Raw genomic sequence first — 25,658 nt, forward strand, 5'->3', positions numbered from 1 at the left:
GACCGCCCTTATTTTAGCGTTAACTTACCGAATCAGGACTTTTTCTTTTCGCGGCTATGCAGGCCACGTTTTTCCAGACCACGGTAAATCAGCTGCTGCTGGATGATGGTCACCAGGTTGCTGACGATATAGTACAGCACCAGACCTGACGGGAACCACAGGAAGAACACGGTGAAGATGACCGGCATAAAGGTCATGATCTTCTGCTGCATCGGGTCGGTCACGGTGGTCGGAGACATCTTCTGGATGAAGAACATCGTCACGCCCATCAGGATCGGCAGGATGTAGTACGGGTCCTGTGCGGACAGGTCATGGATCCACAGCGCGAACGGCGCATGGCGCAGCTCAACGGAACCCATCAGCATGTAGTACAGCGCAAGGAAGATTGGCATCTGAATCAGCAGCGGGAAGCAGCCACCCAGCGGGTTCACTTTCTCTGCTTTATACAGGGCCATCATCTCCTGGCTCTGACGCTGTTTGTCATCGCCCAGACGCTCGCGCATTGCCTGAATCTTCGGCTGCAGCATACGCATCTTCGCCATGGAGGTGTACTGCGCTTTGGTCAGCGGGTACATGATGCCACGTACGATGAAGGTGATAACGATGATGGAGAAGCCCCAGTTACCCAGGAAGCTGTGGATGAACTTCAGCAGCTTGAACAGCGGCTGAGAGATGAACCACAACCAGCCGTAGTCAACGGTCAGATCCAGGTGCGGTGCAACAGCAGCCATTTTGTCCTGGATTTCCGGGCCGACCCACAGGGTGCTTGCCAGCTTACCGGTTTGACCCGGCTGAACCAGAACCGGCTGAGATTTGTAGCCGATAGCCGCAATACCGTTGCCCAGATTCGCGGTGTAGAAGTTATTGGTACCGTCGTTATTTGGGATCCATGCCGTTGCGAAATACTGCTGCAACATTGCCACCCAACCGCCTTTGGAGCTGACGTTCAGGTTTTCGTTATCGGCAATGGTGTCGAATTTGTATTTCTCATACTTCGCGTCAGGCGTGGAGTATGCCGCGCCACGGAAGGTATGCAGCGCAAAGTTGCTGCTTCCGGTGTCACGGTGAGACGGCAGATTGATGGACTGCTTCAGCTGACCAAAGGTCGATACTTCAAGCGGTTTCGCACCGGCGTTCTGTACGCTGTAGCCCACGTTTACTGCATATTCACCGCGTTTCAGGGTGAAGGTTTTAGTGAAGGTGTTGCCTGCCGCGTCGGTGTAGGTCATCGGAATAACGAGTTCGTTCTGGCCATCAGCCAGTACAAAGGTGTCGTTTTCGACGTTGTACAGTGGACGCGCACCGTTAGCCGGGTTATCCGGGCCATCACGACCGGTCAGGCCGCTCTGCGCCTGGTAGATAAACTCTGGCGTGGTTTCCAGTAACTGGAACGGCTCGGTAGACTTCAGCTCTTTCGGGTAGGTCAACAGCAGCGCCTGCTCAACATCACCACCACGGGTGTTGATAGTCAGCTCAAGCACATCGGTCTTAACCGTAATCTGTTTCCCCTGGCCACTGGCCGGTACGCCCTGGTCGGCGGCACTCCCCTGGCTGCTCGTTGTCTGCGTGGTCTGCTGCTGGGGTTGAGGATTTTTATCCTGCTCCCATGCCTGCCAGATCATGAAAGACACGAACAACAAAGCGATGATAAGAAGATTGCGTTGCGAATCCATCGTTAGTGTTCTCTGGTATCAAAGGGTCCTGGGGGGACGGGGTCGTCTCCACCTGGGTGTAAAGGGTGGCATTTTAATACGCGTTTCACCGTCAACCAACTGCCTTTTATCACTCCAAACCTGCGCAATGCCTCAATTCCGTAGCTTGAGCATGTTGGCGTGAAACGGCAGTGCGGCCCGAGTAGCGGACTAATCAGGCGTTGATAGACCCGAATGAGGGCTATCAGGACCCGCGAGCCAGGCGACAGTGGCGGCGCCATAATTTTTCCAACGCTTCCGAGAGAGCACGGTTATCGAGGTCGGCAACCCCTTTTTTCGCCACCACCACGAAATCCATAGAAGGCAGTTCGTGCTGACGTAAACGGAAGCTTTCACGCGTCAGACGTTTAATCCGGTTGCGTTCATGCGCACGCTTAACGTTTTTCTTGGCGACAGTAAGACCGATGCGGGGATGCCCCAGCGAATTTTGGCGGCCGAGGATGGTGATTTGCGGCGTGCCAGCCCGTAGTGGCTGCTGGAAGACGAAAGTGAAATGAGCGGGAGTTAACAAACGTAACTCCCTGGGAAATGCTAGCTTAACCACTCAGGGGTTAGCTTTATTACTTGGAAACGGTCAGACGAGCGCGGCCTTTAGCACGACGACGTGCCAGAACCTGACGACCATTTTTAGTAGCCATACGAGCACGGAAGCCGTGAGAACGGTTGCGCTTCAGTACAGACGGTTGAAAAGTGCGTTTCATGGCGATTTCTACCTAAACTTGAATAAATTCACTGACTTTTGCGTATACCCGAACGAGATTCGAACGACTAACGCCTCAGCGTGGGTGATTAAAGAGGCCGGATTGTAATAATTGTACACTCCGGAGTCAATTCTCTTTCCTTATTTCCCGCGTATTTCCGCACGATTTCGCGTGGAAAATGAGCAACGGACGACGCAGGAAGAAGAGCATCACGCGCCGGGTCGAGGATTATACGGTCTCATCAACAAAGCGCAAGGATCGTCCTGGATCTTCGTTAGATCATTTAAGCAAAAAATTGTCTGTTCTCATTAAATTTTCCAATATGCGGGCTAAATCGTGGGGCACTCCCGCCAGGATCGTTTACACTTACCCGGTTTCGGATCTTCCTGTGGATAAATCGGGAAGAATCTGTGAGAAACAGAAGATCTCTGGCTCAGTTTAGGCTATGATCCGCGGTCCCGATCGGGATCCAGCGATCCTGGCCGGGCATAAACACAATATCGTTCAGGTTGTTTCAACGATGGCGTGTATAACCGCAGATAGCGGTTCGCACATCCCCCTCATTGGGTCATGTCGATGTGCGCCAACAATCATGAATATTCAATAGTTTTCTTTTATTGTTCGAGTGGAGTCCGCCGTGTCACTTTCGCTTTGGCAGCAGTGTCTTGCCCGATTGCAGGATGAGTTACCAGCCACAGAATTCAGTATGTGGATCCGCCCGTTGCAGGCGGAACTGAGCGATAACACGCTGGCTTTGTATGCGCCAAACCGTTTTGTGCTCGATTGGGTAAGGGACAAGTACCTTAATAACATCAACGGACTGCTGAATGATTTCTGCGGGTCAGATGCCCCGCAGCTGCGCTTTGAAGTAGGCACAAAGCCGGTTACCCAGACGGTGCGCGAAACCGTAAACGTGGCAGCGCCTGCTCAGGCGGCACCCGCTCCGGCTCCTCGCGTTGCTCCTGCTGCACGTCCGGGTTGGGATAATGTGCCTGCCCCGGCAGAACCGACCTACCGCTCTAACGTTAACGTCAAACACACCTTCGATAACTTCGTGGAAGGTAAATCGAACCAGCTGGCACGCGCGGCGGCTCGCCAGGTGGCAGACAACCCCGGTGGAGCCTATAACCCGCTGTTCCTCTATGGCGGCACGGGTCTGGGTAAAACGCACCTTCTGCACGCGGTGGGTAACGGCATTATGGCGCGCAAGCCAAATGCGAAAGTGGTGTATATGCACTCCGAGCGCTTCGTTCAGGACATGGTAAAGGCCCTGCAAAACAATGCGATCGAAGAGTTTAAACGCTATTATCGTTCTGTTGATGCGCTGCTGATCGATGACATTCAGTTCTTTGCGAATAAAGAACGATCGCAGGAGGAGTTTTTCCACACCTTCAATGCGCTGCTGGAAGGTAACCAGCAGATCATTTTGACCTCGGATCGTTATCCAAAAGAGATCAACGGTGTGGAAGATCGTCTGAAATCCCGCTTCGGCTGGGGCCTGACCGTGGCGATCGAGCCGCCGGAACTGGAAACCCGCGTCGCGATCCTGATGAAAAAAGCCGATGAGAACGACATTCGCCTGCCGGGTGAAGTGGCGTTCTTTATTGCCAAGCGTCTGCGTTCCAACGTTCGTGAGCTGGAAGGGGCGCTGAACCGCGTCATCGCCAATGCCAACTTTACCGGCCGCGCGATCACTATCGATTTTGTGCGTGAAGCGCTGCGCGATCTGCTGGCACTACAGGAAAAACTGGTCACTATCGACAACATTCAGAAGACGGTGGCCGAGTACTACAAAATCAAAGTGGCAGATTTACTGTCTAAACGTCGTTCCCGCTCGGTGGCGCGCCCGCGTCAGATGGCGATGGCGCTGGCAAAGGAGTTAACCAACCACAGTCTGCCGGAGATCGGCGATGCGTTTGGTGGCCGTGACCATACGACCGTGCTGCACGCTTGTCGCAAGATTGAGCAGTTACGCGAAGAAAGCCACGACATAAAAGAAGATTTTTCCAATTTAATCAGAACATTATCATCGTGACGCTATGAAATTTACCGTTGAACGTGAACATTTATTAAAACCGCTGCAACAGGTGAGTGGCCCACTAGGTGGCCGCCCAACGCTGCCTATTCTCGGAAACCTGCTGCTTCAGGTCGCGGACGGTACGCTGTCGCTGACCGGCACAGACCTGGAAATGGAAATGATCGCGCGCGTTACGCTGACTCAGCCGCATGACGCAGGCGCGACCACGGTTCCGGCACGTAAATTCTTTGATATCTGCCGCGGGCTGCCGGAAGGCGCAGAGATCGCGGTGCAGCTGGAAGGCGACCGCATGCTGGTGCGTTCTGGCCGCAGCCGTTTCTCCCTCTCCACGCTGCCTGCTGCGGACTTCCCGAACCTGGACGACTGGCAAAGTGAAGTCGAATTCACCCTGCCGCAGGCGACGATGAAGCGTCTGATTGAAGCCACGCAGTTCTCTATGGCGCACCAGGACGTTCGTTACTATTTAAACGGCATGCTGTTCGAAACCGAAGGGGAAGAGCTGCGTACCGTGGCCACCGACGGCCACCGTCTGGCGGTCTGTTCCATGCCAATTGGCGACTCACTACCAAACCATTCGGTGATTGTGCCGCGTAAAGGCGTAATTGAGCTGATGCGTATGCTCGACGGTGGCGACACGCCGCTGCGCGTGCAGATCGGCAGCAACAACATCCGCGCTCACGTGGGCGATTTCGTCTTCACATCCAAGCTGGTTGACGGTCGTTTCCCGGATTATCGCCGCGTATTGCCGAAGAACCCGGACAAAACGCTGGAAGCGGGTTGCGATAGCCTCAAGCAGGCGTTTGCCCGTGCGGCCATTCTCTCGAACGAGAAATTCCGCGGTGTGCGCCTGTACGTAAGTGAAAACCAGATCAAAATCACCGCCAACAACCCGGAGCAGGAAGAAGCAGAAGAGATTCTGGACGTCAGCTACGCCGGGGCGGAGATGGAAATCGGGTTTAACGTCAGCTACGTGCTGGACGTGCTGAATGCACTGAAATGCGAGAACGTTCGCATTCTGCTGACTGACTCCGTTTCGAGCGTACAGATTGAAGATGCCGCATCACAGTCGGCTGCGTATGTTGTTATGCCAATGAGACTGTAATGTCGCTCACCCGTCTGTTGATCCGCGACTTTCGCAATATCGAAAGCGCGGATCTCGCTTTATCCCCTGGCTTTAACTTCCTGGTTGGCGCAAACGGCAGCGGCAAAACCAGCGTGCTTGAAGCCATCTATACGCTCGGCCATGGCCGGGCGTTTCGCAGTTTGCAGATTGGTCGCGTGATTCGCCACGAACAGGAATCCTTTGTCCTGCACGGGCGTTTGCAGGGTGAGGAGCGGGAAACCGCCATTGGCCTGACCAAAGACAAGCAGGGCGACAGCAAGGTGCGCATCGACGGTACCGACGGCCACAAAGTGGCGGAGCTGGCGCTGCTGATGCCGATGCAGCTGATCACGCCGGAGGGGTTTACTTTACTCAACGGCGGCCCCAAATACAGAAGAGCGTTCCTCGACTGGGGATGCTTTCACAACGAAGCCGGTTTCTTTAACGCCTGGAGCAACCTGAAGCGTCTGCTTAAGCAGCGTAACGCCGCATTGCGCCAGGTCACGCGCTACGCCCAGCTGCGCCCGTGGGACATGGAATTAATTCCTCTTGCGGAACAAATCAGCCGCTGGCGTGCCGAATACAGCGCAGGCATCGCCGAAGATATGGCCGACACCTGCAAACAGTTTTTACCTGAATTTTCTCTCACCTTCTCCTTCCAGCGCGGCTGGGAAAAAGAGACGGATTATGCCGAGGTGCTGGAGAGAAACTTCGAGCGCGACCGTATGTTGACCTACACCGCGCACGGCCCGCACAAGGCGGATTTCCGCATTCGTGCTGACGGTGCGCCGGTAGAAGACACCCTGTCGCGCGGGCAGCTCAAGCTCCTGATGTGCGCGCTGCGCCTGGCGCAGGGGGAGTTCCTCACCCGCGAAAGCGGGCGACGCTGCCTGTACCTGATAGATGATTTTGCCTCGGAACTTGACGACGCGCGGCGCGGGCTGCTTGCCAGCCGCCTGAAAGCCACGCAGTCGCAGGTTTTCGTCAGCGCCATTAGCGCTGAACACGTTATGGACATGTCGGACGAAAATTCGAAGATGTTTACCGTGGAAAAGGGTAAAATAACGGATTAACCCAAGTTGAAATGAGCGAGAAACGTTGATGTCGAATTCTTATGACTCCTCCAGTATCAAAGTCCTGAAAGGGCTGGATGCGGTGCGTAAGCGCCCGGGTATGTATATCGGCGATACGGATGACGGCACCGGTCTGCACCACATGGTATTCGAGGTGGTAGATAACGCTATCGACGAAGCGCTCGCGGGTCACTGTAAAGACATTATCGTCACCATCCACGCCGATAACTCCGTTTCCGTACAGGATGACGGCCGTGGTATCCCGACCGGTATCCATCCGGAAGAGGGCGTGTCTGCTGCAGAAGTGATCATGACCGTTCTGCACGCAGGCGGTAAATTTGACGATAACTCCTATAAAGTCTCCGGCGGCCTGCACGGCGTAGGTGTTTCCGTGGTAAACGCCCTGTCGCAGAAACTGGAACTGGTTATCCAGCGCGAAGGCAAAATTCACCGCCAGATCTATCAGCACGGCGTGCCTGAAGCGCCGCTGGCCGTGACCGGCGATACCGAAAAAACCGGTACCATGGTGCGTTTCTGGCCGAGCCTCGAAACCTTCACCAACGTCACCGAGTTCGAGTACGACATCCTGGCAAAACGCCTGCGTGAACTGTCGTTCCTGAACTCCGGCGTCTCAATTCGTCTGCGTGACAAACGCGACAACAAAGAAGACCACTTCCACTATGAAGGTGGTATCAAAGCGTTCGTTGAATACCTGAACAAGAACAAAACGCCAATTCACCCAAATATCTTCTATTTCTCTACGGAAAAAGACGGTATCGGCGTGGAAGTGGCTCTGCAGTGGAACGACGGTTTCCAGGAAAACATCTACTGCTTCACCAACAACATTCCACAGCGTGACGGTGGTACGCACCTTGCGGGCTTCCGTGCGGCGATGACCCGTACCCTGAACGCCTACATGGACAAAGAAGGCTACAGCAAAAAAGCGAAAGTCAGTGCCACCGGTGATGACGCCCGTGAAGGCCTGATTGCTGTTGTCTCCGTGAAAGTGCCGGATCCGAAGTTCTCCTCACAGACCAAAGACAAGCTGGTCTCCTCTGAGGTGAAATCGGCGGTTGAACAGCAGATGAACGAACTGCTGAGCGACTACCTGCAGGAAAACCCGAACGACGCGAAAATTGTTGTCGGTAAAATTATCGATGCAGCGCGTGCCCGTGAAGCGGCGCGTAAAGCCCGTGAAATGACCCGCCGTAAAGGCGCGCTGGACTTAGCGGGTCTGCCGGGCAAACTGGCTGACTGCCAGGAACGCGACCCGGCGCTGTCCGAACTGTACCTTGTGGAAGGGGACTCCGCGGGCGGTTCTGCGAAGCAGGGCCGTAACCGTAAGAACCAGGCCATCCTGCCGTTGAAAGGTAAAATCCTCAACGTTGAGAAAGCGCGTTTCGACAAAATGCTCTCTTCTCAGGAAGTGGCGACGCTGATCACCGCGCTGGGCTGCGGCATTGGTCGTGACGAATACAACCCGGACAAGCTGCGCTATCACAGCATCATCATCATGACCGATGCGGACGTCGACGGCTCGCACATCCGTACGCTGCTGTTGACCTTCTTCTACCGTCAGATGCCGGAAATCGTTGAACGCGGCCACGTCTACATTGCACAGCCGCCGCTGTACAAAGTGAAGAAAGGCAAACAGGAACAGTACATCAAAGATGACGACGCGATGGATCAGTACCAAATCGCGATCGCACTTGATGGTGCGACCCTGCATGCGAACTCCAGCGCTCCGGCACTGGCAGGTGAGCCGCTGGAGCGTCTGGTGTCTGAGTTCAACGCCACGCAGAAAATGATTGGTCGTATGGAGCGTCGCTATCCAAAAGCGCTGCTGAAGGAGCTGATCTATCAGCCAACCCTGACTGAAGCCGATCTGAGCAACGAGCAGGCGGTGACCCGCTGGGTGAACGCGCTGGTGAGCGAGCTGAACGAGAAAGAGCAGCACGGTAGCCAGTGGAAGTTCGACGTTCAGCAGAACGCGGCGCAGCAGTTTGAGCCGATTATTCGCGTGCGTACCCACGGCGTCGATACCGATTACCCGCTGGAGCACGAGTTTGTGACCGGCCCGGAATACCGTCGTATCTGCACTCTTGGCGAGAAGCTGCGTGGTCTGATTGAAGACGATGCGTTCATCGAACGTGGCGAACGTCGCCAGCCGGTGGCCAGCTTCGAACAGGCGCTGGAATGGCTGGTGAAAGAGTCCCGTCGCGGCCTCTCAATCCAGCGTTATAAAGGTCTGGGCGAAATGAACCCGGATCAGCTGTGGGAAACCACCATGGATCCGGAAAGCCGTCGCATGCTGCGCGTTACCGTTAAAGACGCGATTGCTGCCGACCAGTTGTTCACGACCCTGATGGGCGATGCGGTTGAACCTCGTCGTGCCTTCATCGAAGAGAATGCGCTGAAAGCGGCGAATATCGATATTTAATCGTTGTTATACAGCACGACTCAGGCCGCGCATTTAGCGCGGCTTTTTTTTTTGGCTCAGGCATATCCAGCGACAGCACTGACGGTAAACGGCTGGCAAGCGTATCGATGGCAATTCTGACTCTGAGTGGCAGATGCGGCGTCTGTTGCCAGACTGCATGAACGTCGAAGCGTACGTCCGGCGCCTGCTTTAAAAGCGGGATGAGTTTCCCCTGCTGTATTTCTCTGCGGGCCATCCAGCAGGGCAACCATGCAATGCCGTATCCTGCCAGCGCTGCGTCGCAAATCGCCTGCAAATCATCCATATTGAGGGATGAGCGGGGAGTAAAGGTGTGCGATCTCCCTTCGTTATCCACCAGCTGCCAGGGTAACACTCTGCCTGCCCGCAGATAGTTAATGGCAGTATGGTGGGGTAAATCAGCAACGGTGTCTGGCTGACCGCTTTTTTGCAGATATTCTGGCGCAGCACAGAGCACCATGCGGTGTTCTCCCAGCCTTCTGGCGACCAGAACGCTACTGTCCTGCAGCGTGCCGTTGCGCACCGCCATATCAAACCCTTCCTCTACGAGATCCACCACGCGGTCGCTGAATGACATTTCCAGTTCAAGACCGGGATGTTCCTGCGCCAGTTCTATCAGCAGTGGCGCGACGCACTGGCGACCAAACAGCACCGGCATGGCCACACGCAGGCGGCCGCTGATCTGCTGCTTCCCCGTTTCCAGCAGCGATTCCGCGCCCCTAATCTCGTCCAGCGCGCGCAGGCAGCGCTCGTAAAAAAGCGCCCCGTTATCGGTCAGGCTTTGGCTGCGGGTGGTGCGGTGAAACAGTCGGACCCCCAGCCGCTCTTCCAGGCGAGCGATGCTTTTCCCCACCGCGGAGCGCGACAAATGCAGGCGGATCGCGGCCTGCGCAAAACTGCCCGCCTCCACGGCGGCCACGAAAACGGGAATATCCTTCAGCGTACTGGTCATGGATTGTTTACATTATGGCGTCAATAGTGGGAAAAGTTATCGCCACTGGCAACAAAGAGTCAACGGTAGACTGTCGATACTGAAGCTTATTTAACGGCAGGAGAAAAACGATGGCAGAGACAATGCAACGCTGGTCAATGAACGCTCTCGGACGGGAGAATCTTAAACTCACCCAGGAACCTGTTCCGAAGCCAGGTCCAGGCGAAGTGCGCGTGCGGGTGAATGCCGTTGCGCTCAACTATCGCGATAAAATGGTTATTGAAGGCATGATGCCGATCCCGCTTTCCTTCCCGTTCACACCGGCGTCTGACATGGCCGGCGTGGTGGACAGCATCGGTGAAGGCGTGACGCGTTTTCAACCCGGCGCTCGCGTCATCTCGACGTTCTTCCCGGAGTGGATCGACGGCAGGCCGCAGGCGGATGCCCGTCATTTGCCCTATAAAACGAGCGGAGGGTACTTCCCGGGGATGCTGGCTGAGTACGTGATCGTGAATGAAAACGGGCTGGTGGCCGCTCCGGAAACCCTGGATGACGTTGAGGCCAGCACATTACCTTGTGCAGGGCTAACCGCCTGGTTTGCGCTGGTGGAGCGCGGGAACTTGCGAGCCGGACAATCGGTGCTGGTACAAGGCACCGGCGGGGTGGCGATTTTCGCATTGCAAATTGCAAAAGCACTCGGTGCAGAGGTTTACGTGACTTCGGGGAGTGATGAAAAGCTGGCGCGGGCTAAAAAACTGGGAGCCGATCGGGGTATCAACCGGCTGAAAGGCGACTGGGCTGAAGCGCTTTTAACGCTGACTCAGGATCGCGGCATTGACCACATAATTGAAACCGTGGGGGGAGAAAACCTGCAGCACTCCCTGCGTGCCGTCGCCGTTCATGGACGCATCTCGGTGATTGGCGTGCTGGCCGGGAGCGAGATTACGCTATCAGCGGGTGAGTTGTTGCTGAAATCCCCGGTTATTCAGGGGATTGGTGTCGGGCATCGCCGTGCGCTGGAAGAGTTTGTCCGCGCCGTGGAGGTGACAGGGCTGAAACCGGTCATTGAGCAGCGCTACCGTTTTGACCAGCTGGAGCAGGCGCTGGAACACCTCGATCGCGGCGCGTTTGGTAAAATCGTCCTCACCCGCGAGTGAGCCAACGTTCCCCGGGATTGCGGAAAAAGGGGTTTTCTGTTGCGCAATGTAGCTCTATTTTTGTGTGCTTAATCGCGTTAGCATGAGGTAGCACTCATTTATCCCGGGGACCTCATGGCTATCAAACTCATTGCAATCGATATGGACGGCACGCTGCTGCTGCCAGACCACACTATCTCTCCAGCCGTTAAAAACGCAATCGCCGCGGCGCGCGCAAAGGGCGTGAATGTGGTACTGACCACCGGGCGTCCGTATGCGGGCGTGCACAGCTACCTCAAAGAGCTACACATGAATCAGCCGGGTGATTACTGCATCACCTATAACGGCGCGCTGGTGCAGAAAGCGGCGGACGGCAGCACGGTTGCGCAAACCGCGCTGAATTATGATGACTATCTGTTCCTGGAAAAACTGTCCTGTGAAGTCGGGTCTCACTTCCACGCGCTCGATCGTACAACGCTCTACACCGCTAACCGCGACATCAGCTATTACACCGTGCACGAATCGTATGTCGCCACCATTCCGCTGGTGTTCTGTGAAGCAGAAAAAATGGATCCGAACACTCAGTTCCTGAAAGTGATGATGATCGATGAGCCAGAGATCCTCGATAAAGCCATTGCGCGCATCCCGGCGGAGGTCAAAGAGAAATACACCGTGCTGAAAAGCGCACCGTACTTCCTCGAAATCCTCGATAAACGCGTCAATAAGGGCACCGGCGTGAAGTCGCTTGCCGACGCGCTGGGCATTAAGCCTGAAGAGATCATGGCCCTGGGCGATCAGGAAAACGACATCGCAATGATTGAATACGCGGGTATGGGCGTGGCGATGGAAAACGCCATCCCGTCAGTGAAAGAAGTGGCGAACTTCGTCACCAAATCTAACCTGGAAGACGGCGTGGCTTACGCGATTGAGAAATTTGTCCTCTCCTAACAGTCGCCCTTAATCATCAGCCTCGGTTATCAACCGGGGCTTTTTTTGGCCCTGAGTTTATTGAATTGTTCTTTTTGTGATCTGGATTGTAGTACAACATTAATTGATTGTACTACATTGTCACCACAGCAAAGGCGAAAGGCCTCACGTTTGTACTGCAAAAGTGAGGCGAAATTCAGCGGTCGCGGTAAAGTAGTGATGGACTTACAGAGCACAAGGACTCTCCATGACTCTCAATAAAACCGATCGCATTGTCATCACGCTGGGTACACAGATTGTGGGTGGCAAATATGTTCCCGGCTCGCCGCTGCCGGCAGAGGCAGAACTGTGTGAGGAGTTTGAAACCTCCCGCAACATCATCCGGGAAGTGTTCCGCTCGCTGATGGCGAAGCGGCTGATTGAAATGAAACGCTATCGCGGCGCGTTTGTTGCCCCGCGCAACCAGTGGAACTACCTCGATACCGATGTTCTGCAGTGGGTACTGGAAAACGATTACGACCCGCGGCTGATTGGCGCCATGAGCGAGGTACGAAACCTGGTAGAACCGGCTATCGCCCGCTGGGCGGCAGAGCGCGCCACCTCAGGTGACCTGGCGCAGATTGAGTCGGCGCTGAACGACATGATCGCCAATAACCAGAACCGTGAGGCATTTAACGAGGCGGATATTCGCTACCACGAGGCGGTACTGCAGTCGGTGCATAACCCGGTGTTACAGCAGCTTAGCGTGGCGATCAGCTCGCTACAGCGAGCAGTATTTGAACGTACCTGGATGGGTGATGAGGCCAATATGCCAAAAACGCTCCAGGAACATAAAGCGCTGTTCGATGCGATACGGCATCAGGACGGCGATGCGGCAGAGCAGGCGGCGCTCACCATGATTGCCAGCTCAACACGAAGGCTGAAGGAAATCACATGACATCACGCTACATCGCAATTGACTGGGGATCGACCAATCTGCGCGCCTGGCTGTACCAGGGCGAGCAGTGCCTGGAGAGCAGGCAATCAGAAGCAGGCGTGACGCGTCTGAACGGAAAATCCCCCGAGGCGGTGTTAGCAGAGGTCACACAAAACTGGCGCGACAGCGCCACGCCCGTGGTGATGGCGGGGATGGTGGGCAGCAACGTGGGCTGGAAAATCGCGCCTTATCTGCCTGTTCCTGCCCCTTTCTCCGCCATTGGCGAGCAGTTAACGTCCGTTGGCGACAATATCTGGATTGTTCCCGGTTTGTGCGTCTCGCGCGACGATAACCAAAACGTGATGCGCGGTGAAGAGACACAGCTGCTCGGTGCGCGCACGCTTTCTCCTTCTTCTGTCTACGTCATGCCCGGCACGCACTGCAAGTGGGTCCAGGCAGATGCAGAGCATATCCACGATTTTCGCACCGTAATGACCGGCGAATTGCACCATTTGCTGCTTAATCATTCGCTGTTGGGGGCCGGTTTACCGGAGCAGGTTCCGTCGCCGGAGGCGTTTGCTGCTGGCCTTGCTCGTGGGATCGCTTCTCCTGATGTTTTGCCGCAACTTTTTGAGGTTCGCGCCTCGCACGTGCTGGGAAATCTCCCGCGCGAGCAGGTCAGCGAGTTTCTTTCTGGCCTGCTGATTGGCGCAGAAGTCGCCAGCATGCGTGAGTTCGTCGGGTGCGAGCAGGCTGTCACGATTGTCGCTGGTGCAGCGCTGACGTCGCGCTACGAGCAGGCGTTTCGCGCGATTGGCCGTGAAGTATCAACGGTATCCGGTGACACGGCATTTCAGGCAGGAATAAGGAGCATCGCTCATGCAGTGGCAAACTAGTCTTCCCCTTATCGCAATATTGCGCGGCATTACCCCCGACGAGGCGCTGGCGCACGTCGGTGCCGTGATCGACGCCGGATTCGACGCGGTGGAAATCCCGCTCAACTCCCCCGAATGGGAAAAAAGCATTCCGACAGTGGTAGAGGCCTTTGGTGATAAAGCGCTGATTGGCGCAGGAACCGTCTTGCAGCCGGAGCAGGTGGAGAGGCTGGCAAAGATGGGCTGCAAGCTCATCGTCACCCCCAACATCAACCCCGAGGTGATCCGCCGCGCGGTGAGCCATGGGATGACCGTGTGTCCAGGATGCGCGACGGCAACCGAAGCCTTTACCGCTCTCGATGCGGGTGCGCAGTCGCTCAAAATTTTCCCCTCTTTGGCCTTTGGTCCTGACTATATCAAAGCACTGAAAGCGGTCTTGCCCGCCAGCGTGCCGGTCTTTGCCGTGGGCGGCGTGACGCCAGAAAACCTGGCGCAGTGGATTAACGCCGGTTGTGTGGGCGCGGGGCTGGGCAGCGATCTCTATCGCGCCGGACAGTCCGTTGAGCGTACCGCGCAGCAGGCGGCAGCATTTGTGAAAGCGTATCGAGAGGCAGTGCAATGAAAATAACCAAACTCACCACGTACCGTTTACCCCCGCGCTGGATGTTCCTGAAAATTGAAACCGATGAAGGCGTGGTTGGCTGGGGCGAGCCGGTGATTGAAGGGCGCGCGCGCACCGTGGAGGCCGCGGTGCATGAGCTGGGGGAATACCTGATTGGTCAGGATCCGGCACGCATTAACGACCTGTGGCAGGTGATGTACCGGGCGGGCTTTTATCGCGGTGGCCCAATCCTGATGAGCGCCATCGCCGGTATTGACCAGGCGCTGTGGGATATCAAAGGCAAAGTGCTGAATGCCCCGGTCTGGCAGCTGATGGGCGGCCTGGTACGCGACAAAATCAAAGCCTACAGCTGGGTGGGTGGCGACCGCCCTGCGGAAGTGATCGACGGCATTACGCAGCTGCGCAATATCGGCTTCGATACTTTTAAGCTCAACGGCTGTGAAGAGATGGGCGTGATTGACAACTCGCGCGCGGTGGACCGGGCGGTGAATACCGTGGCGCAAATCCGTGAAGCTTTCGGTAACGAGATTGAGTTTGGTCTGGACTTCCACGGACGCGTCAGTGCGCCAATGGCCAAAGTGCTGATTAAAGAGCTGGAGCCCTACCGTCCGCTGTTTATTGAAGAGCCCGTCCTGGCCGAGCAGGCGGAGTACTATCCGAAACTGGCTGAACAGACCCATATTCCTATCGCCGCAGGTGAGCGTATGTTCTCGCGCTTCGAGTTCAAACGTGTGCTGGAGGCAGGCGGTGTTGCGATCCTGCAACCGGATCTCTCCCATGCGGGCGGTATCACCGAATGCTACAAAATTGCCGGGATGGCAGAAGCCTACGATGTGGCGCTGGCACCGCACTGTCCGCTGGGGCCCGTTGCGCTGGCGGCCTGCCTGCACGTGGATTTTGTCTCCCGCAATGCCGTGTTCCAGGAACAGAGCATGGGTATTCACTATAACAAGGGCGCGGAATTGCTCGACTTTGTGAAAAACAAAGAAGACTTCAGCATGGAAGGCGGTTTCTTCAAACCATTAATGAAGCCGGGCCTTGGCGTGGACATTGACGAAGCCAAAGTCATTGAGCTCAGTAAAAATGCGCCGGACTGGCGTAACCCGCTGTGGCGTCATGAAGATGGCTCCGTAGCCGAGTGGTAAATCGCCGGATGGCGCTACGCTTATCCGGCCTACTCTCTCGTAGGCCCGGTAAGCGAAGCGCCACCGGGCAATAAAAACGTACATACAAAAATATAACCCTCTGTAAATTACAGGGCATGGTGAGCGGCTTCGCTATGCCCAAAATCTGGAGACAGATTGCGATGGATATTCCAGTTACTGCTACAAAGACCGGGCGTCGCCGCTACCTGACGCTAATCATGATCTTTATTACCGTGGTCATTTGCTATGTTGACCGCGCCAACCTTGCCGTGGCCTCGGCCCATATTCAGGAAGAGTTTGGGATCACCAAGGCGGAAATGGGCTACGTCTTCTCGGCGTTTGCCTGGCTCTATACGCTCTGCCAAATCCCCGGTGGCTGGTTCCTCGACCGCGTGGGGTCGCGTCTGACCTACTTCATCGCCATTTTAGGCTGGTCCGTGGCGACCCTGTTCCAGGGCTTCGCGACCGGGCTGATGTCGCTGATTGGCCTGCGTGCTATCACCGGCGTTTTCGAGGCACCTGCGTTCCCCACCAACAACCGTATGGTCACCAGCTGGTTCCCGGAGCATGAACGTGCCTCTGCGGTGGGCTTTTACACCTCCGGGCAGTTTGTCGGCCTGGCGTTCCTGACCCCGCTGTTAATCTGGATCCAGGAACTGCTAAGTTGGCACTGGGTGTTTATCGTCACCGGTGGGATCGGCATTATCTGGTCCCTGATCTGGTTCAAGGTCTATCAACCGCCACGTCTGACAAAAAATATCACCAAAGCGGAACTGGACTACATCCGCGACGGTGGCGGCCTGGTAGACGGCGATGCGCCAGTGAAAAAAGAGGCGCGTCAGCCGCTGACCCGCGCGGACTGGAAGCTGGTCTTCCATCGTAAGCTGGTGGGGGTTTATCTCGGTCAGTTTGCGGTTACGTCGACGCTGTGGTTCTTCCTGACCTGGTTCCCGAATTACCTCACCCAGGAAAAGGGGATTACCGCGCTGAAAGCGGGCTTTATGACCACCGTGCCGTTCCTTGCCGCATTCTTTGGCGTGCTGCTCTCGGGCTGGCTGGCGGATAAGCTGGTCAAAAAAGGCGTCTCATTAGGTGTTGCGCGTAAAACGCCGATTATCTGCGGGCTGCTGATCTCAACCTGTATCATGGGCGCCAACTACACCAACGATCCGGTGTGGATTATGACCCTGATGGCGCTCGCGTTCTTCGGCAACGGTTTTGCCTCTATCACCTGGTCGCTGGTGTCGTCTCTGGCGCCGATGCGTCTGATTGGCCTGACCGGTGGTGTGTTCAACTTCGTCGGTGGACTCGGCGGGATCACTGTGCCGCTGGTCATCGGCTACCTGGCGCAGGACTACGGCTTTGGCCCGGCCCTGGTCTACATCTCTGCCGTAGCGTTGATTGGCGCGCTCTCCTACATCCTGCTGGTCGGCGACGTGAAACGAGTAGGCTAATCCCTGCGGATGTTTTACCCTGATGCGATAACTGCGCATCAGGGTATCCCATGAAACAAATCACCTTTGCTTCCCGCAACCACCAGCTCACCAATACCAATACCTGGACACCGGACAGCCAGTGGCTGGTCTACGATGTGCGCCCGTCCGGGGCATCGTTCACCGGCGAAACCATTGAGCGGGTAAACGTCGGTACGGGCGAGGTTGAGGTGATTTATCGTGCCACGCACGGCGCGCATGTCGGGGTGGTGACCGTTCATCCTGCACAAGACAAATACGTCTTTATCCACGGCCCGAAAAACCCGGATGCAGACTGGCAATACGATTTTCACCATCGCCAGGGCGTGATTGTCCATAACGGCCAGGCGAGCAACCTCGATGCCATGGATATCACCGCGCCCTATACCGCAGGCGCACTCCGTGGCGGTAGCCATGTACACGTCTTTAGCCCGAACGGGCAGTTCGTCAGCTTCACCTATAACGACCATGTGTTGCATGAGCGCGATCCAAAGCTCGATTTACGTAACGTTGGCGTCGCCGCACCCTTTGGCCCGGTCATCCCGCAGGGCAACCATCCTCATGAATATCCGGGCACCTTCTGGAGCGTGCTGGTAAGCCGCACGACGCCGAACCCACAGCCGGGCAGCGATGAGATCAACCGCGCCTATGAAGAGGGCTGGGTGGGCAACGGCAGGCTGGCGTTTATTGGCGATACCCTGTCTGTGAAAGGCGAAAAAGTGCCTGAACTGTTTATTGTCGATCTGCCCAAAGACGAGCAGGGCTGGAAACAGGCAGGCGATACGCCATTGCAGGGCACGCCAGAGACGATGCCAGCACCGCCTGCTGGCGTGCTGCAGCGCCGTCTGACCTTTACCCATCAAAAGGCGTATCCGGGGCTGGTGAACGTGCCGCGCCACTGGGTGCGCAGCAACCCGCAGGGTACGCAGATTGCTTTTCTGATGCGTGATGACAACGGCATTGTCCAGCTGTGGCTGATCTCACCGGAGGGGGGCGAGCCGCGTCAGTTAACGCATACCGAAAGCGGTATCCAGTCGGCATTCAACTGGCATCCTTTGGGCGACAGTCTGGGATTTGTGCTGGAAAATCGTATCGCCTGCTGCGATGCGCAGACCGGAGAAGTCACGTTTTTGACGTCCGATCACGGCAATCCGCCGTCTGCCGATGCGGTCGTCTTTTCCCCGAACGGGCGCGCTATTGCATGGATGGAGGAGAAAGAGGGTTTCCGCCAGCTGTGGCTAACGGAAACCGCACAGGATTAGCGTCGCGGCATCTCGGCGGGCGGGATAACGGCGTTGGTTGCCAGATTTTGCTGCTCGCTTTTCTCAACGCGCGAGCGTACGGAACTGTCCGTGCGGAACATATCCCAGGGCAGCAAAAGCGTATCGGCCACTGCCGTGAACGGCATATCGAGGATCACCAGGGATTTGGTGCCCCAGTTCGTGTCATCATCGGAGATCATCGCCGCGCTGGCGCGCGTCCCCGGATATGTTCCTTCTTTACCGCCGGTGTGAGACATCACGCTCGAACACCCGCAAAGTAAAACCACCCCGCTGAACATCGTCAGCTTAATCAGAACATTTTTCATCATCACTCAGTCATCGTTAATGGCACTGCATAGACCTGCAACTCTGGGTTATAGCGAGCCTTGTTGAAAATGAATAGCCCAATAACCCCGCACTGTGGCAGCCATCGCAATTTAACCCTTTGTGCTGTTGTCCCAGTCTAAGCGAGAAGCACAAAAGTGCAAAAAAAAGTGCGAACGTCGCGGTTGAAAACACCGGTTCCAGACCCATTTTAAGAATGTAACCCGATAACGAACACGCCTGATGGGTGTTCGGGGGGCGCAATGGCCTGTCCATGGTGGAAGGCTAAAATTTCTCGCTGATTTCAGGAGCTTTTATTTATGCGTAACTTCGATCTTTCCCCGCTATACCGTTCTGCAATTGGTTTTGACCGCCTGTTTAACCATTTAGAAAATAACCAAAGCCAGAGCAACGGCTACCCTCCATACAATGTTGAGCTGGTTGATGAAAACCACTACCGCATTGCCATTGCTGTCGCCGGTTTTGCAGAGAGCGAACTGGAGATCACCGCGCAGGACAACCTGCTGGTGGTGAAAGGTTCACATACGGCCGAGCAGAAAGAACGTACCTACCTTTACCAGGGCATCGCCGAGCGCAACTTTGAACGCAAGTTCCAGTTAGCGGAGAACATTCACGTTAAAGGCGCGAATCTGGTCAACGGTCTGCTGTTTATCGAGCTGGAACGTGTGATTCCGGAAGAGAAAAAACCGCGCCGTATCGAAATTAATTAATGCCGCGGGTCGCGTCAGCGGCCCACTCAGAATTGCTTGCCGAACCGGGAGCATATGCGAATCCACAAGGATTTGCAGGAACAACTGTGCACAAAAATAAACTGTGCCGAACTCGCTTCTCAGAAGGAGATTTAGTATGCGTAACTACGATTTATCCCCCCTGCTGCGTCAGTGGATTGGTTTTGACAAACTGGCTAGCGCCCTGCAAAGCACCACTGAGCACCAGACGTTTCCGCCGTACAACATCGAAAAAAGCGACGATAACCACTATCGCATCACGCTGGCGCTGGCCGGGTTCCGCCAGGACGATCTGGATATCCAGCTCGAAGGCACGCGTCTGACCGTGAAAGGGTCGCCGGAAAAACAAGAAACCGAGACCAAATGGCTGCATCAGGGGTTGGTGACTCAGCCGTTTACCCTGAGCTTTACCCTGGCAGATCATATGGAAGTCTCCGGCGCGACCTTTACCAACGGGTTGCTGCATATTGACCTGGTCCGTAACGTGCCGGAAGCCATCGCGCCACAGCGTATCGCCATTAGCGAGCGGCCGGCGCTGAATAGCTAATCCGCTTTACTCACAGACCGCACAAAGCCCTGCCCCGGCAGGGCTTTTTTGTGCGCCATCACCCATACAACGCCCTTCACCTCTGAGAGAATCCTTAACATAACCAAGGTTATGCAAGGAAGTGGATCATGAGTGATATCGCGTTAACCGTCAGCGTGTTGGCCCTGGTCGCTGTTGTTGGATTATGGATTGGCAACATAAAAATCCGTGGCGTCGGGTTTGGGATCGGTGGGGTGCTGTTTGGCGGCATTTTTGTCGGACACTTTGCTGACAAACTCGGGCTGGTTCTCAGCGCCGATATGCTCCACTTTACGCAGGAGTTCGGCCTGATCCTCTTCGTCTATACCATCGGCATTCAGGTCGGGCCGGGCTTTTTCGCCTCATTGCGGGTTTCCGGATTACGCCTCAATCTGTTTGCCCTCGGCATCGTCGTAATGGGTGGGCTGGTCACCGCTATCCTGCATAAACTCTTCGCAATTCCGCTGCCCGTGGTGCTGGGCATTTTCTCCGGGGCCGTGACTAACACGCCCGCGTTGGGTGCGGGCCAGCAAATCCTGCGCGATTTAGGTATCGAACCCGGCATTGTCGATCAGATGGGGATGAGCTATGCGATGGCTTATCCGTTCGGGATTTGCGGCATTCTGCTCTCCATGTGGCTGGTTCGGGTGCTCTTTCGCATTAACGTTGACAAAGAGGCGAAGGACCACGAAACCACGCTCACCAACGGCCATATGCCGATCAAAACCATCAACATCCGCGTCGATAACCCCAATCTGAACAACATGGCGATTCAGGACGTGCCGATCCTGAACAGCGCCAATATCATCTGCTCGCGCCTTAAACGTGACGAGATGCTGATGGTGCCCGCGCCTGGCACCATTATCCGGCAAGGCGATCTGCTGCACCTTGTCGGGCAGCCCGGGGATTTAAACAACGCGCGGCTGGTGATTGGTCAGGAAGTGGATACCTCGCTCTCTACCCGCGGCACCGACATGCGCGTGGAGCGTGTGGTGGTAACTAACGAGCACGTTCTGGGCAAGAAAATACGCGATCTGCAGGTAAAAGAACGTTACGACGTGGTTATCTCTCGTCTCAATCGCGCCGGTGTTGAACTGGTCGCCAGCCCGGAAGCCAGCCTGCAGTTCGGCGATATTCTTAACCTGGTCGGGCGTCCGTCGTCCATTGACGCCGTGGCGGATATGGTCGGTAACGCTCAGCAAAAACTGCAGCAGGTCCAAATGCTGCCGGTGTTTATCGGAATCGGGCTGGGCGTGCTGCTTGGTTCCATTCCGCTGTATATACCGGGGTTCCCGGTGGCCCTCAAGCTGGGTCTGGCGGGCGGGCCGCTGATTATGGCGCTGATCCTCGGGCGAATCGGCTGTGTCGGTAAGCTCTACTGGTTTATGCCGCCGAGCGCCAACCTGGCGCTGCGCGAGCTGGGCATTGTGCTGTTTCTGGCGGTCGTCGGGCTAAAATCCGGTGGCGATTTTGTCGATACCCTGGTCAGGGGGGAAGGGATGAGTTGGGTCGGCTACGGCATCTTCATCACCGCGATCCCGCTGCTGACGGTCGGCATACTGGCGCGAATGTTCGCGAAAATGAACTATCTGACGCTCTGCGGCATGCTGGCGGGGTCGATGACGGATCCACCGGCGCTGGCCTTTGCCAATAGCCTGCACGCCACCAGCGGCGCGGCGGCGCTGTCATACGCTACGGTCTACCCGCTGGTGATGTTCCTGCGCATCATCACCCCCCAGCTACTGGCGGTGCTGTTCTGGGGGATGAGTTAGCAGGTCGTCCGGGTGGATGCGCCGCAGATGGTAGTCCACCTGGTAATCACTGGTATTTCGGAACATCACGGAATAGTTAAGGAACTCGCCGCTGTCGCTGTAGGAGAGAGAGGTAATGCGCAGCAGCGGCGTTTGCTCCGGCAGGTTCATGTAACCAGCGAGTTGTTTATCGGCCAGTACCGGCGTCAGGCTCTCGTAATTGCCGCTGATTGTAATTCCGCACTCCTTCTCGATGTAATCAAACTTTGACCCTTCCAGATGCGCCAGCGAGAGGTTGCGAAACAGCTTCACGGGCATAAAGCTATCCTCCAGCATCAGCGGTTTTCCGTCCACGTAGCGCACCCGGCGGGAAAAGTAGATCCGCTCATCCACCTGGATCCGCAGCTGGCTGGCGATGGCGGGCGGGGCGGGCATCACTTCAAACTGCAACACCTTGCTCTGTACCTCTTTGCCCTGCTGACGCAGTACCTCCACCAGCCCGGTGAGGTTGGTGGTTTCATGGTGCACATCTTTGCGTGCTACAAACGTCCCGCTGCCGTGCCGCCGCTCAACCAGCCCCCAGTTCACCAGCAGATCCAACGCCTTGCGAATGGTCATGCGCGCCACGCCAAACTCCTGCGCCAGCGCTTTCTCACCCGGAATGGGGCTGCCGATGTTGTAGTCCGATGAATTCAGCCGTAGCCGTAATCGGTCGGCAATGGATTTGTAGATCACCAGTAGACCTCTCTGCCCGTATCAGGGTGTGGATTGCATCCTGACATGTCCATATTTACGTCGAAAAGTAGACCTGATTGGTCAAAATAAAACCATGAATGCGATCACGAATCGCAGCGGCACGCCATGTTCGCGCATCAGTAAGTTCTTATGCTCACCTCAGGCCAGCACAAAACCATAAAGGCCTCTCTCCCCTACAGGTTGTTACGTGAGGATTTAAAAATGCTCAGTCAAATACAACGTTTTGGTGGTGCCATGTTTACCCCGGTGTTGCTGTTTCCCTTTGCCGGGATCGTGGTGGGAATCGCCATCATGCTTCGCAATCCGCTTTTCGTGGGCGAAGCCTTAACGGCTCCTGATAATCTGTTCGCGCAGATCGTGCACATCATTGAAGAGGGCGGCTGGGCGGTGTTCCGCAATATGCCGCTGATTTTTGCCGTTGGCTTACCGATTGGTCTGGCGAAACAGGCGCAGGGCCGCGCCTGTCTGGCGGTGCTGATCAGCTTCCTGACCTGGAACTACTTCATCAACGCGATGGGGATGACCTGGGGCCACTTCTTTGGCGTCGACTTTTCCGCCGAACCGACGGCGGGAAGCGGGCTGGCGATGATTGCCGGGATCAAAACCCTTGATACCAGCATTATTGGGGCGATTGCGATTTCCGGTATTGTCACTGCGATCCATAACCGCTTTTTCGAGAAACCACTGCCGGTTTTCCTGGGCATTTTCCAGGGCACCTCGTTTGTGGTGATTATCGCGTTTTTCGTCATGATCCCCTGCGCCTGGCTGACGCTGCTGGGCTGGCCGAAAGTGCAGATGGGCATTGAGTCCCTGCAGGCGTTCTTACGCTCCGCCGGTGCGCTCGGTGTCTGGGTGTATACCTTCCTGGAACGCATTCTGATCCCAACCGGGCTGCACCACTTCGTCTACGGTCCGTTTATCTTTGGCCCGGCCGCCGTTGAGGGCGGGATTCAGGTCTACTGGGCGCAGCATCTTCAGGCGTTCAGCCAGAGCACGCTGCCGCTGAAAACCCTGTTCCCGGAAGGTGGTTTCGCGCTGCACGGTAACGCTAAGGTGTTTGGATCGGTCGGGATTGCGCTGGCGATCTGGTACACCGCCTCACCAGAAAACCGCGTCAAGGTCGCGGGCCTGCTGATCCCGGCCACGCTTACCGCCGTGCTGGTGGGGATTACCGAACCGCTGGAGTTTACTTTCCTGTTTATCTCGCCGCTGCTGTTTGCCATTCACGCCGTGCTGGCGGCCACCATGGCGACGGTGATGTACACCTTTGGCGTGGTGGGCAACATGGGCGGTGGCCTGCTGGACCAGTTCCTGCCGCAAAATTGGATCCCCATGTTCCATAACCACGCTTCAACGGTATTCACCCAGATCGGCATCGGCGTCTGCTTTACCGGCCTTTACTTCGTGGTCTTCAAAACGCTGATTGAGCGTCTGAACCTCAAAACCCCGGGTCGTGAAGAGAGTGAAATCAAACTCTACAGCAAGGCGGACTATAAGGCGGCGCGCGGACAAACCACCGCCCCGGCTGCCGCCAGCCAGCAGGTCGGCCAAGCCGCCGGATTCCTGCAGGCGCTGGGCGGCGCGGCCAACATCGAAAGCATCAACAACTGCGCCACCCGCTTGCGTATCGCGCTGGTCGACATGGCGCAAACCCAAAGCGATGAGGTGTTCAAAGCCCTCGGCGCACACGGCGTAGTGCGACGCGGCAACGGCATACAGGTGATCGTTGGCCTGCACGTTCCGCAGGTGCGAGACCAGCTGGAATCGCTGATGAAAACCCCTTTAACGAATGAACAAACCACCCTGACAGAGGCTATATCATGAAAAAATTCTCAGTTGTCATTGCAGGCGGCGGCAGCACCTTTACGCCTGGTATCGTCCTGATGCTGTTAGCCAACCGTGACCGTTTCCCGCTGCGTGCCCTGAAGTTTTATGACAACGATGGCGCACGTCAGGAAACCATCGCCGAGGCGTGCAAAATTATCCTTAAGGAAAAGGCACCGGAGATTGAGTTTAGCTACACCACCGATCCAAAAGCGGCGTTTACCGATGTGGATTTCGTGATGGCGCACATCCGCGTGGGCAAATACCCGATGCGCGAAAAAGACGAGAAAATTCCGCTGCGTCACGGTGTGCTGGGTCAGGAAACCTGCGGCCCGGGTGGGATCTCTTACGGCATGCGCTCAATCGGCGGCGTACTGGAACTGGTGGATTATATGGAGCAGTACTCCCCGAACGCGTGGATGCTGAACTACTCCAACCCGGCGGCGATTGTGGCGGAAGCGACGCGCCGCCTGCGTCCGCATGCCAAAATTCTCAACATCTGCGATATGCCAATCGGTATTGAAGGGCGCATGGCGCAGATTGTGGGCCTGAAAGACCGCAAACAGATGCGCGTGCGTTACTACGGCCTGAACCACTTCGGCTGGTGGACATCGATTGAAGATCTGAAAGGTAACGATCTGATGCCGAAACTGCGCGAATACGTGGCGAAACACGGCTATGTTCCGCCTTCGGAAGATGCGCATACCGAAGCGAGCTGGAACGATACCTTCGCCAAAGCCAAAGACGTGCAGGCGCTCGATCCAGATACCATGCCAAACACCTATCTGAAGTATTACCTGTTCCCGGACTACGTGGTCGCGCACGCCAACCCGGAGCGGACCCGCGCCAATGAAGTTATGGATCACCGTGAGAAGCATGTATTCAGTTCGTGCCGGGCGATTATAGAAGCCGGAAAATCCTCTGCCGGGGAGCTGGAGATCGACGAACATGCCTCGTACATCGTCGATCTGGCGACGGCGATTGCCTTTAATACCCAGGAGCGGATGCTGCTGATTGTGCCAAACAACGGGGCCATTCATAACTTTGATGCCGACGCGATGGTGGAAATTCCGTGTCTGGTGGGCCATAACGGGCCGGAGCCTCTCACCGTGGGCGATATCCCGCACTTCCAGAAAGGGCTGATGAGCCAGCAGGTGGCGGTGGAAAAACTGGTGGTGGATGCCTGGGAACAACGCTCGTATCAGAAACTCTGGCAGGCAATCACCCTGTCAAAAACCGTACCGAGCGCGTCGGTCGCGAAAGCGATTCTGGATGACCTGATCGAGGCTAATAAGGATTACTGGCCAGAGCTGCATTAA

The 25,658-nt window shown here is 56.1% G+C and carries 23 protein-coding genes, 1 pseudogene and 1 other annotated feature; of the genes and pseudogenes, 17 read left to right on the forward strand and 7 right to left on the reverse strand.

Annotated features, from left to right (window positions below; all coding sequences use genetic code 11):
* Nucleotides 1–32: 32 nt before the first annotated feature.
* Genes yidC through rpmH form a run of 4 tightly spaced genes read right to left on the reverse strand, consistent with a single transcriptional unit; the run spans nt 33 to nt 2,413 of the window.
* Nucleotides 33–1,673, reverse strand: coding sequence for a membrane protein insertase YidC (gene yidC, locus EQV24_RS18180; protein WP_020685445.1), 1,641 nt, complete (start codon nt 1,671–1,673; stop codon nt 33–35).
* 2 nt (nt 1,674–1,675) lie between these two features.
* Nucleotides 1,676–1,933: a membrane protein insertion efficiency factor YidD gene (gene yidD, locus EQV24_RS18185; protein WP_001307474.1), complete on the reverse strand. Its 258-nt coding sequence runs from the start codon at nt 1,931–1,933 to the stop codon at nt 1,676–1,678.
* The gene (rnpA, locus tag EQV24_RS18190; RefSeq protein WP_028028049.1) at nt 1,897–2,256 is read right to left on the reverse strand and encodes a ribonuclease P protein component; all 360 of its coding nucleotides are present in this window, start codon (nt 2,254–2,256) and stop codon (nt 1,897–1,899) included. Before rnpA ends, yidD begins: the two co-directional genes overlap by 37 nt.
* Nucleotides 2,257–2,272: 16 nt before the next feature.
* The gene (rpmH, locus tag EQV24_RS18195; RefSeq protein ID WP_000831330.1) at nt 2,273–2,413 is read right to left on the reverse strand and encodes a 50S ribosomal protein L34; all 141 of its coding nucleotides are present in this window, start codon (nt 2,411–2,413) and stop codon (nt 2,273–2,275) included.
* 637 nt (nt 2,414–3,050) lie between these two features.
* On the opposite strand from rpmH, the gene dnaA reads away from it, so the two are divergent.
* Genes dnaA through gyrB form a run of 4 tightly spaced genes read left to right on the forward strand, consistent with a single transcriptional unit; the run spans nt 3,051 to nt 9,066 of the window.
* Entirely contained in the window at nt 3,051–4,448 is a 1,398-nt protein-coding gene (gene dnaA, locus EQV24_RS18200) for a chromosomal replication initiator protein DnaA (protein WP_014830027.1), read from the forward strand.
* 4 nt (nt 4,449–4,452) lie between these two features.
* Nucleotides 4,453–5,553 (forward strand): DNA polymerase III subunit beta, encoded by a 1,101-nt coding sequence (gene dnaN / locus EQV24_RS18205; RefSeq protein WP_130626902.1) that lies wholly within the window; start codon nt 4,453–4,455, stop codon nt 5,551–5,553.
* Nucleotides 5,553–6,626 carry a DNA replication/repair protein RecF gene (recF, locus tag EQV24_RS18210; protein ID WP_013094779.1) on the forward strand — a complete coding sequence of 358 codons (1,074 nt, stop codon included), beginning with the start codon at nt 5,553–5,555 and terminating at the stop codon, nt 6,624–6,626. Before dnaN ends, recF begins: the two co-directional genes overlap by 1 nt.
* Before the next feature lie 28 nt (nt 6,627–6,654).
* Nucleotides 6,655–9,066, forward strand: a complete 2,412-nt coding sequence (gene gyrB / locus EQV24_RS18215; protein WP_013094780.1) for a DNA topoisomerase (ATP-hydrolyzing) subunit B — start codon at nt 6,655–6,657, stop codon at nt 9,064–9,066.
* A 64-nt stretch (nt 9,067–9,130) separates the two neighbouring features.
* Here the strand turns inward: gyrB and EQV24_RS18220 are convergent.
* A pseudogene (locus EQV24_RS18220) lies at nt 9,131–10,036 on the reverse strand (LysR family transcriptional regulator); the annotation flags it as partial.
* Nucleotides 10,037–10,146: 110 nt separating this feature from the next.
* On the opposite strand from EQV24_RS18220, the gene EQV24_RS18225 reads away from it, so the two are divergent.
* From EQV24_RS18225 to EQV24_RS18260, 8 genes are all read left to right on the forward strand, one after another.
* The gene (locus EQV24_RS18225; RefSeq protein WP_013094782.1) at nt 10,147–11,172 is read left to right on the forward strand and encodes an NAD(P)-dependent alcohol dehydrogenase; all 1,026 of its coding nucleotides are present in this window, start codon (nt 10,147–10,149) and stop codon (nt 11,170–11,172) included.
* A gap of 114 nt (nt 11,173–11,286) precedes the next feature.
* Nucleotides 11,287–12,099, forward strand: a complete 813-nt coding sequence (yidA, locus tag EQV24_RS18230; RefSeq protein WP_130626903.1) for a sugar-phosphatase — start codon at nt 11,287–11,289, stop codon at nt 12,097–12,099.
* 226 nt (nt 12,100–12,325) lie between these two features.
* On the forward strand, nt 12,326–13,015 hold the full coding sequence (gene dgoR / locus EQV24_RS18235; RefSeq protein ID WP_003861109.1) for a D-galactonate utilization transcriptional regulator DgoR: 690 nt from the start codon (nt 12,326–12,328) through the stop codon (nt 13,013–13,015).
* Nucleotides 13,012–13,890 carry a 2-dehydro-3-deoxygalactonokinase gene (locus tag EQV24_RS18240; protein ID WP_130626904.1) on the forward strand — a complete coding sequence of 293 codons (879 nt, stop codon included), beginning with the start codon at nt 13,012–13,014 and terminating at the stop codon, nt 13,888–13,890. Before dgoR ends, EQV24_RS18240 begins: the two co-directional genes overlap by 4 nt.
* The gene (locus tag EQV24_RS18245) at nt 13,874–14,491 is read left to right on the forward strand and encodes a 2-dehydro-3-deoxy-6-phosphogalactonate aldolase (protein WP_130626905.1); all 618 of its coding nucleotides are present in this window, start codon (nt 13,874–13,876) and stop codon (nt 14,489–14,491) included. Before EQV24_RS18240 ends, EQV24_RS18245 begins: the two co-directional genes overlap by 17 nt.
* The gene (gene dgoD / locus EQV24_RS18250; protein ID WP_038982421.1) at nt 14,488–15,636 is read left to right on the forward strand and encodes a galactonate dehydratase; all 1,149 of its coding nucleotides are present in this window, start codon (nt 14,488–14,490) and stop codon (nt 15,634–15,636) included. The genes EQV24_RS18245 and dgoD overlap by 4 nt, the downstream gene beginning before the upstream one ends.
* Before the next feature lie 116 nt (nt 15,637–15,752).
* Nucleotides 15,753–17,090, forward strand: a complete 1,338-nt coding sequence (locus EQV24_RS18255; protein ID WP_161496901.1) for an MFS transporter — start codon at nt 15,753–15,755, stop codon at nt 17,088–17,090.
* Nucleotides 17,091–17,140: 50 nt separating this feature from the next.
* Nucleotides 17,141–18,370 carry a DUF3748 domain-containing protein gene (locus EQV24_RS18260; RefSeq protein WP_130626906.1) on the forward strand — a complete coding sequence of 410 codons (1,230 nt, stop codon included), beginning with the start codon at nt 17,141–17,143 and terminating at the stop codon, nt 18,368–18,370.
* On the opposite strand, the gene EQV24_RS18265 is transcribed toward EQV24_RS18260, so the two are convergent.
* Nucleotides 18,367–18,699: a YceK/YidQ family lipoprotein gene (locus EQV24_RS18265; protein WP_020685435.1), complete on the reverse strand. Its 333-nt coding sequence runs from the start codon at nt 18,697–18,699 to the stop codon at nt 18,367–18,369. The genes EQV24_RS18260 and EQV24_RS18265 overlap by 4 nt on opposite strands.
* A 249-nt stretch (nt 18,700–18,948) precedes the next feature.
* Nucleotides 18,949–19,021 (forward strand) — a sequence feature (ROSE (Repression Of Heat Shock gene Expression) occurs in the 5'-region of heat shock genes and acts as an RNA thermometer to modulate expression.).
* Here EQV24_RS18265 and ibpA point away from each other — a divergent pair.
* The 3 genes from ibpA (at nt 19,015) to EQV24_RS18280 (ending at nt 21,780) form a co-directional block, all read left to right on the forward strand.
* Nucleotides 19,015–19,425 (forward strand): small heat shock chaperone IbpA, encoded by a 411-nt coding sequence (gene ibpA / locus EQV24_RS18270; protein WP_006177605.1) that lies wholly within the window; start codon nt 19,015–19,017, stop codon nt 19,423–19,425. It overlaps the preceding feature by 7 nt.
* A gap of 136 nt (nt 19,426–19,561) precedes the next feature.
* The gene (ibpB, locus tag EQV24_RS18275; protein WP_058678970.1) at nt 19,562–19,990 is read left to right on the forward strand and encodes a small heat shock chaperone IbpB; all 429 of its coding nucleotides are present in this window, start codon (nt 19,562–19,564) and stop codon (nt 19,988–19,990) included.
* A 128-nt stretch (nt 19,991–20,118) separates the two neighbouring features.
* Nucleotides 20,119–21,780: a putative transporter gene (locus EQV24_RS18280; RefSeq protein ID WP_013094791.1), complete on the forward strand. Its 1,662-nt coding sequence runs from the start codon at nt 20,119–20,121 to the stop codon at nt 21,778–21,780.
* On the opposite strand, the gene EQV24_RS18285 is transcribed toward EQV24_RS18280, so the two are convergent.
* Nucleotides 21,748–22,494, reverse strand: coding sequence for a GntR family transcriptional regulator (locus EQV24_RS18285; RefSeq protein ID WP_058678971.1), 747 nt, complete (start codon nt 22,492–22,494; stop codon nt 21,748–21,750). The genes EQV24_RS18280 and EQV24_RS18285 overlap by 33 nt on opposite strands.
* A gap of 222 nt (nt 22,495–22,716) precedes the next feature.
* Here EQV24_RS18285 and EQV24_RS18290 point away from each other — a divergent pair, with 222 nt between their 5' ends.
* Together EQV24_RS18290 and EQV24_RS18295 are read left to right on the forward strand one after the other, a co-directional pair.
* Nucleotides 22,717–24,339: an alpha-glucoside-specific PTS transporter subunit IIBC gene (locus tag EQV24_RS18290; protein ID WP_013094793.1), complete on the forward strand. Its 1,623-nt coding sequence runs from the start codon at nt 22,717–22,719 to the stop codon at nt 24,337–24,339.
* Complete coding sequence (locus tag EQV24_RS18295; RefSeq protein WP_130626907.1) at nt 24,336–25,658, forward strand: 6-phospho-alpha-glucosidase; 1,323 nt, start codon at nt 24,336–24,338, stop codon at nt 25,656–25,658. The genes EQV24_RS18290 and EQV24_RS18295 overlap by 4 nt, the downstream gene beginning before the upstream one ends.

Source organism: Enterobacter sp. A8 (assembly GCF_004296595.1).
In the GTDB taxonomy this organism is placed as follows: domain Bacteria; phylum Pseudomonadota; class Gammaproteobacteria; order Enterobacterales; family Enterobacteriaceae; genus Enterobacter; species Enterobacter cloacae.

What these genes read in the sequence shown, in the direction of transcription:
- dnaN (WP_130626902.1), top strand. Translation starts at nt 4,453, where the DNA reads ATGAAATTTACCGTTGAACGTGAACATTTATTAAAACCGCTGCAACAG.
- recF (WP_013094779.1), top strand. Translation starts at nt 5,553, where the DNA reads ATGTCGCTCACCCGTCTGTTGATCCGCGACTTTCGCAATATCGAAAGC.
- gyrB (WP_013094780.1), top strand. Translation starts at nt 6,655, where the DNA reads ATGTCGAATTCTTATGACTCCTCCAGTATCAAAGTCCTGAAAGGGCTG.
- EQV24_RS18290 (WP_013094793.1), top strand. Translation starts at nt 22,717, where the DNA reads ATGCTCAGTCAAATACAACGTTTTGGTGGTGCCATGTTTACCCCGGTG.
- yidA (WP_130626903.1), top strand. Translation starts at nt 11,287, where the DNA reads ATGGCTATCAAACTCATTGCAATCGATATGGACGGCACGCTGCTGCTG.
- EQV24_RS18265 (WP_020685435.1), bottom strand. Translation starts at nt 18,699, where the DNA reads ATGATGAAAAATGTTCTGATTAAGCTGACGATGTTCAGCGGGGTGGTT.
- EQV24_RS18255 (WP_161496901.1), top strand. Translation starts at nt 15,753, where the DNA reads ATGGTGAGCGGCTTCGCTATGCCCAAAATCTGGAGACAGATTGCGATG.
- EQV24_RS18295 (WP_130626907.1), top strand. Translation starts at nt 24,336, where the DNA reads ATGAAAAAATTCTCAGTTGTCATTGCAGGCGGCGGCAGCACCTTTACG.
- EQV24_RS18280 (WP_013094791.1), top strand. Translation starts at nt 20,119, where the DNA reads ATGAGTGATATCGCGTTAACCGTCAGCGTGTTGGCCCTGGTCGCTGTT.
- EQV24_RS18225 (WP_013094782.1), top strand. Translation starts at nt 10,147, where the DNA reads ATGGCAGAGACAATGCAACGCTGGTCAATGAACGCTCTCGGACGGGAG.
- dgoD (WP_038982421.1), top strand. Translation starts at nt 14,488, where the DNA reads ATGAAAATAACCAAACTCACCACGTACCGTTTACCCCCGCGCTGGATG.
- rpmH (WP_000831330.1), bottom strand. Translation starts at nt 2,413, where the DNA reads ATGAAACGCACTTTTCAACCGTCTGTACTGAAGCGCAACCGTTCTCAC.
- dgoR (WP_003861109.1), top strand. Translation starts at nt 12,326, where the DNA reads ATGACTCTCAATAAAACCGATCGCATTGTCATCACGCTGGGTACACAG.
- yidC (WP_020685445.1), bottom strand. Translation starts at nt 1,673, where the DNA reads ATGGATTCGCAACGCAATCTTCTTATCATCGCTTTGTTGTTCGTGTCT.
- EQV24_RS18240 (WP_130626904.1), top strand. Translation starts at nt 13,012, where the DNA reads ATGACATCACGCTACATCGCAATTGACTGGGGATCGACCAATCTGCGC.
- EQV24_RS18260 (WP_130626906.1), top strand. Translation starts at nt 17,141, where the DNA reads ATGAAACAAATCACCTTTGCTTCCCGCAACCACCAGCTCACCAATACC.
- yidD (WP_001307474.1), bottom strand. Translation starts at nt 1,933, where the DNA reads ATGGCGCCGCCACTGTCGCCTGGCTCGCGGGTCCTGATAGCCCTCATT.
- ibpB (WP_058678970.1), top strand. Translation starts at nt 19,562, where the DNA reads ATGCGTAACTACGATTTATCCCCCCTGCTGCGTCAGTGGATTGGTTTT.
- EQV24_RS18245 (WP_130626905.1), top strand. Translation starts at nt 13,874, where the DNA reads ATGCAGTGGCAAACTAGTCTTCCCCTTATCGCAATATTGCGCGGCATT.
- ibpA (WP_006177605.1), top strand. Translation starts at nt 19,015, where the DNA reads ATGCGTAACTTCGATCTTTCCCCGCTATACCGTTCTGCAATTGGTTTT.